This is a genomic window from Intrasporangium sp., from assembly GCF_036566125.1.
Classification (GTDB): Bacteria; Actinomycetota; Actinomycetes; order Actinomycetales; family Dermatophilaceae; genus Intrasporangium.
In genome coordinates this window covers 1-5,306 of the sequence record NZ_DATCWX010000019.1, presented here as the reverse complement: position 1 = coordinate 5,306, position 5,306 = coordinate 1, and the positions used below count along the sequence as shown (strand labels likewise).

Here is a 5,306-nt window from a genome sequence, read left to right as displayed (position 1 = left end):
GCCACGGAGGACCTCGCCCGGCGCCGGCTCGCCCCGCTCGACGGGCTTCGCCCGGCGGTCCGCGCGCGGCTCGCCGAGACGCTGCTTTCCTGGCTGCGGCACCAGGGGCAGCGAGCGCCGATCGCGGCCGAGCTGTTCGTGCACCAACAGACGGTCGGCTACCGGGTCGGGCAGCTCAAGGAGCTCTTCGGTGAGTCGCTCGACGACCCCGAGGCCCGGTTCGAGCTCGAGCTGGTCCTCCGCGCCGGCCACCGCTGACACCATGCCGTATGCCGCTGAGCTCGCTTCCGCTGTCAGCCCTCTGGCCGCGCGGGGCGAGGCTTCTCAGGCGTGTTGGTCGTGGATCCAGCGGGCGATCTCACTCCGCCTGGTCAGGCCAAGCTTGGTGAGGGCGCTACGGACGTGCGACTCGACGGTGCGCACGGACAGGAAGAGCTGATCCGCGATCTGCTGGTTCGTCAGCAGGTCGCCGACGAGCCGAGCCACCTCCAGCTCGCGCTCTGTCAGGCCTCCCGTCTGCAGGGCCCGTCGACCGTCCAACCGGTCGCGCAGCCTGATGGCCTTGGCGAGCGGTCCAGGCATGTCGAGCACGTCGAACTCGTCTGCAGCCGCTTGCGCGAGCCCGAGCGCACGGCCGGGATCCCCGCCTTCGAGACATTCTGCGAGCGCCAGACGACCGAGGGCGGCATACGGTCTGGCCCCGATGCGGTCGTCAACGGCGACCCCGCGCGTCAGGTGCTCCGCCGCTAGCCCGAGCTCCCCGAAGGCCTGCGCCAGGAGGCCGAGCCGGTGCTCGTTCGAGCCGGCCGCGAAGGGAGACCCACCGCCGTCGCCGGCGCACCATCGTGCGCACGGCAGGAGAAGCCCATAACACTCTCGCGCCACCATCGGGTCGCCGACCAGGACGGCGCCGAAGCCGATCTGGCCGACCGTCCCGAACCAGCGAGGACCAAGAGGCATTCGAGCAGGCACGTCCCGCAGGGTCGCGAACTCCGACCGTGCCCGGCCGAGCTCGCCACGAGCGGCGAAGATCAGCACCGCAGTAGCACGCACCAACGGGACCGGTGCGGACTGGACCATCTCAAGGGCCCCGGGCAGGAAGTCTGCCGGGTCGCCGCGCACCAGGCCGAGCTGCACGTGGAAGGCATGGTGCATGCCGACCATGGACAAGTCCCCGATCCGGTCGGCGACCAGCCGAGTCTCTCGCGCCAACTCACGTCCTTCGTCGAAACGACCACCGAGGACTGCCAGTGCTGCTCGTAACCTCAGAACGTGCCAGCGCGCCACCGGCGAGGTCCGCCGGTTCGCGACGTGCTCGATGTGCGCGATCGCCTGTTGGACACCGCCGACGTCGCCCAGCTGGAAGGCCAGATCGGCCTGCCAGAGGTGGCCCCAGAGCTCTCCCATCGTCGTCGACGCCGATGCGCCGAGCTCCACGGCGCGGGCTGCGAGGACCGTCCGCTCGGCGATCGACTGGGGATAGCTGAGGACGAAATGGTGAGCTGCGATGGTCTCGAGCTCGGCGCGCCTGTCACCGGAGGCCGTGGCGACAGCCAGCGCCTCGGCAGACAGCGAGGCCGGCGCCCGCTCCGCCTGGCCACCGCCGTCCTCGCCTCGCAACGGGATTCCCGACTGTGCGGCCTCGGCGGCCGAAACCGCGGACAGGGCGAGGAGGCGCGCTCGCCGGGTGACCTCGGAGCCGGGCAGGGCGGCCAGCGCTCGACGGCACATCGCGCCGACGAGCTGGTTGACGTCGAAGGACCCGACACCCTGCGGGATGAGGGCGAAGTCGGCTGCGAGATCCGGGCGCCCCGCAGCCTCGGCGAGCTCCAGGCCGGACGTGCACGAGCGGAGTGCCTGGGGCAGCAGCCCGGCTGCCCACTCGAACCGCGCCACGACGAGCAGCCGCTCAGCCAGCTCCTCGTCGGGTGCGCCGAGGGCTTGGGCTGACTCGAGGGCAAGACGTGCCAGCTCGAGTGCACGATCCGGCGCGAGGGACTGGCTCTCGGCTGCCCGTTCGGCAAGATCCCGACATCTCGCGGCGGCTTCCGCGCCCTCGACCCGCGACCAGTGAATCGCCGCCCGCCCCGCCATGACCGGGTCGCCCGTCCTCTCCAGCGCCGCGGCGACCCCGGCATGGGCCTGTGCCCGCTCGGCCACCCCGAGGTCGGCGACGATCGCGTCGCGCACGAGGGAGTGGTTGAAGGCAAGCCCCGTGTCTCCGAAGTGAAGGATTCCCGCCGTCACCGCGAAGGCCAGGTCGTCGCTCACCTCCTGTACCGGCCGGTCGAGCGCCATCGCGAGCACGGTCGGGGAGAGCCGTTCACCCAGGACAGCGGCGGTGGCGACCGTGGTGCGAGCCGGCTCCGGCAGTCCCCGGTAGGGCGCCACGAGAACAGCGCGCCAGGTCGGGCGCTCGGCGAAGGAGGCCGTCAGGTCGTCTCCCGGCGACGCCACGAGCTCGGTGGTGAGGCTGCGGATGTAGAAGGGGTTGCCACCGGTCCTGCGGACGAGGTCGTCGGCGTGAGGGGCCCATCCTCTCGTGTCCGGATCGCCTTCCAGCCATGTTGTTACGGCTTGGACGGTGAGACCGGCCAACGGGATGTGCAGCGTGTTCGACCCGCGCAGCAGCTCTGGCAGCGCGCGACCGAGTGCGGACTCACCCAGACCGTCATGACGAGATGTCCCGACGAAGAGCACCCGAAGAGAGGTGATCTCATGAAGTAGCCCGCGCAGCAGGCTCAGGGACAGCGAATCCGCCCAGTGCAGGTCCTCGAGGATGACGACCAGGCCCACGTCGCCCGCAGCCGCCGCGAGGACTGAGGCCACCGCGTCGACAATCTGGAATCGCGCGGTGTCGTCCGAGTCGAGGTCCTTGGTCACGTCGAGGGCCCTACCGAGGTCGGGGAGATCGCGCGAGACCCGCCGCCACGGCCAGAGGATCGGCGCCCCCGGGTCGTCCATGCACCAGCCGCGCGCAACCGCCATCCCGAGGCTCTCTGCCTCCGCCGCGACGGCCTGCGCGAGCAGGCTCTTGCCGATGCCGGCCTCTCCGGTCAGCAGCACGAGGTGGCCGGCACCAGCCCGAGCAGCACGGCACGCCGACTCCAGTCGCGCCAGCTCGACCTGACGGCCGGGCACGAACCTCACGAGGTCAGTATGGGCGTCGCTGACAGGTTCAGTGCCGGAATCAGTAGCAGCACTGAGGCGGCGTGGGGACCCTGCCTCGCACTCTGTCGTCAGGCCCAGGACGGGCTGGCAAACCCGACAGAGGAGACCGCCATGCACATCCAGATCATTTCCTTCGACGGTCCGCGGAGCAGCGAGGTCGTCGAGGCCTCGTCCCGAGCGGGCCGCGACCGAATCGCTCCGCTCATCGAGGCCGACCCCGACCTGCGGGCCCAGCTGCTCGGCGGGTTCCGCGGGGTCGGCCCGGACGGCGCCGAGTGCGTCGTGATCCTGGCCCGCGACGCCGCAGCCCTCGACTCCCTCGAGCGCCTGGTCGTGACGTCCGAGCTGCTGCCCGGCGAGGACCCCACGCTCCTGCACCGGCCCAGCCGGGTGGACCGCTATGACACCTCGGAGTCCTTCGGCCACCTCGCCGAACTGCTGGCCGGGGTGCAGTCATGAACGCCCAGTCGAGCCCGCAGAGCGTGACCACCCAGCGACGGACTCCTCTCGCCGGCCGCTGGTCCGTCGTCGGCGAGCTGAGCGTGGGTCGCTTCCAGGTGCGCGACAAGCTCGTGGCCACGACCCGAGGGTCCATGCCGGTGGAGCGCGGCGCCGTGTCGGTCTCGACACAGGGAGAGCTCGGCGAGGCCTGGGTCGACCTGTCGGTGGCAGGGATCGCGACCGGGAACGAGCACCGCGACAGCCACTTGCGAGAACAGAGGTTCCTCGATGCGACGACCCACCCGACGGTGCGCGTGGCCGTGCGAGAGGCGACAGTGACCTCGGACGGATGGACCGCTGCTGCGGTCGTGCACGCACGGGGATCCGAGGCGCCCGTCGATCTGACGGCTGAGATCGTCGCCCTGTCGAGCGACGAGATCCGGCTGCGAGTGAGCGGACGTCTCGACCGGATGCCGCTGGGGATCAAGGCGCCCACCTTCATCGTCGGGCGGTTCCTCGACCTCGAGGCGGACCTCACCTTCCGGAGGGACCCGGCACCCACCGAGCCGTAAGCGGGGTCAACGGAGGACACTCCGGCAGGGCTGGGACGCGGGAGGGGCTGGGCCGCGGGAGGGGCTGGGAGCGAGCTCAGCGGCATACGGCCAAAGGCGTTGCGGAAACCAGGCACAGCGTGAGGCGCCGCTCCATCTGGAGCGGCGCCTCACAAGAAAGCGACCCCGACCGGGCTCGAACCGGCGACCTCCGCCGTGACAGGGCGGCGCGCTAACCAACTGCGCTACGGGGCCTTGCTATGAAATTGTCGTGCGTATCCCCAACGGGATTCGAACCCGTGCTGCCGCCGTGAAAGGGCGGAGTCCTAGGCCGCTAGACGATGGGGACGTATCCCGACCTGTTCCGTTTGGGACGTCGAAACTATATGGGAGTTTCCGCGCGCCACCAAATCGGCTCGCACCCTCCTCGACCCGGCCGGCTCAACCCTTCGCCCACGCCAACAGGTCCTCGACCGGCCACGTCGTGACGATGCGCTCGGCGGGGATCCGGAGCCGTTCGGCGCGCTCGCAACCGAGCAGCTTCATGTCGAGCTGACCAGGCGCGTGCGCGTCCGAGTCGATCGCGAAGAGGCAGCCGAGGTCGCGGGCCAGCTCGATCAGCTCGTCGGGCGGATCCTGCCGCTCGGGACGGGAGTTGATCTCGACGGCTACGTCGTTCTCGAGACACGCGCGGAAGACCTTCTCCGCGTCGAACTGCGACTCCGGACGCTTCCCGCGGCCGCCCGTCACGAGCCGCCCGGTGCAATGGCCGAGCACGTTGGTGCGCGGATTGCGCACGGCCGCCAGCATCCGAGGGGTCATCTCGTAGGCGGGCTGGCGCAGCTTCGAGTGGACGGAGGCCGTCACGACGTCGAGCTGCTCGAGCATGTCCGGGTCCTGGTCGAGGGTCCCGTCGAGGTTGATGTCGACCTCGATCCCCTTGAGCAGCTGGAACGTGCCACCGAGCGACGCGTTGATGGCATCGACCCGCTGGAGCTGCAACGCGAGGCGCTCGCGCGAGAGCCCGTTGGCGATCGTCAGGCGGGGGGAGTGGTCGGTGAGGGCCATCCAGTCCTGCCCGAGCTCGACTGCGGTGAGGACCATCTCCTCGATCGGGCTGCCCCCGTCACTCCAGTCGGAGTG

Annotated in this window: 5 protein-coding genes and 2 tRNA genes; 3 read left to right on the top strand and 4 right to left on the bottom strand. The window is 70.5% G+C overall.

Going from position 1 to position 5,306, the window contains the following annotated elements; translation table 11 throughout:
- Window positions 1–258, top strand: a 258-nt coding sequence (locus VIR15_RS01160) for a helix-turn-helix domain-containing protein (protein ID WP_331925634.1), incomplete at its 5' end; no start/stop codon positions are given.
- Between the two features lie 66 nt (window positions 259–324).
- Here VIR15_RS01160 and VIR15_RS01155 read toward each other — a convergent pair.
- The gene (locus VIR15_RS01155) at window positions 325–3,150 is read right to left on the bottom strand and encodes an AAA family ATPase (protein WP_331925633.1); all 2,826 of its coding nucleotides are present in this window, start codon (window positions 3,148–3,150) and stop codon (window positions 325–327) included.
- Between the two features lie 132 nt (window positions 3,151–3,282).
- Here VIR15_RS01155 and VIR15_RS01150 point away from each other — a divergent pair, with 132 nt between their 5' ends.
- Window positions 3,283–3,630 (top strand): hypothetical protein, encoded by a 348-nt coding sequence (locus VIR15_RS01150; RefSeq protein ID WP_331925632.1) that lies wholly within the window; start codon window positions 3,283–3,285, stop codon window positions 3,628–3,630.
- Window positions 3,627–4,184, top strand: coding sequence for a YceI family protein (locus tag VIR15_RS01145; protein WP_331925631.1), 558 nt, complete (start codon window positions 3,627–3,629; stop codon window positions 4,182–4,184). Before VIR15_RS01150 ends, VIR15_RS01145 begins: the two co-directional genes overlap by 4 nt.
- 160 nt (window positions 4,185–4,344) lie before the next feature.
- Here the strand turns inward: VIR15_RS01145 and VIR15_RS01140 are convergent.
- From VIR15_RS01140 to VIR15_RS01130, 3 genes are all read right to left on the bottom strand, one after another.
- Window positions 4,345–4,418 (bottom strand) — tRNA-Asp (locus VIR15_RS01140).
- A gap of 21 nt (window positions 4,419–4,439) precedes the next feature.
- Window positions 4,440–4,512: transfer RNA gene (locus VIR15_RS01135), tRNA-Glu, on the bottom strand.
- A gap of 92 nt (window positions 4,513–4,604) precedes the next feature.
- The coding region (locus tag VIR15_RS01130; protein WP_331925630.1) for a PHP domain-containing protein at window positions 4,605–5,306 on the bottom strand (702 nt) is incomplete at its 5' end.

Bases quoted from the DNA above. Each gene is read 5' to 3' on its own strand.
- VIR15_RS01150 (WP_331925632.1), top strand. From the start codon at position 3,283: ATGCACATCCAGATCATTTCCTTCGACGGTCCGCGGAGCAGCGAGGTC.
- VIR15_RS01145 (WP_331925631.1), top strand. From the start codon at position 3,627: ATGAACGCCCAGTCGAGCCCGCAGAGCGTGACCACCCAGCGACGGACT.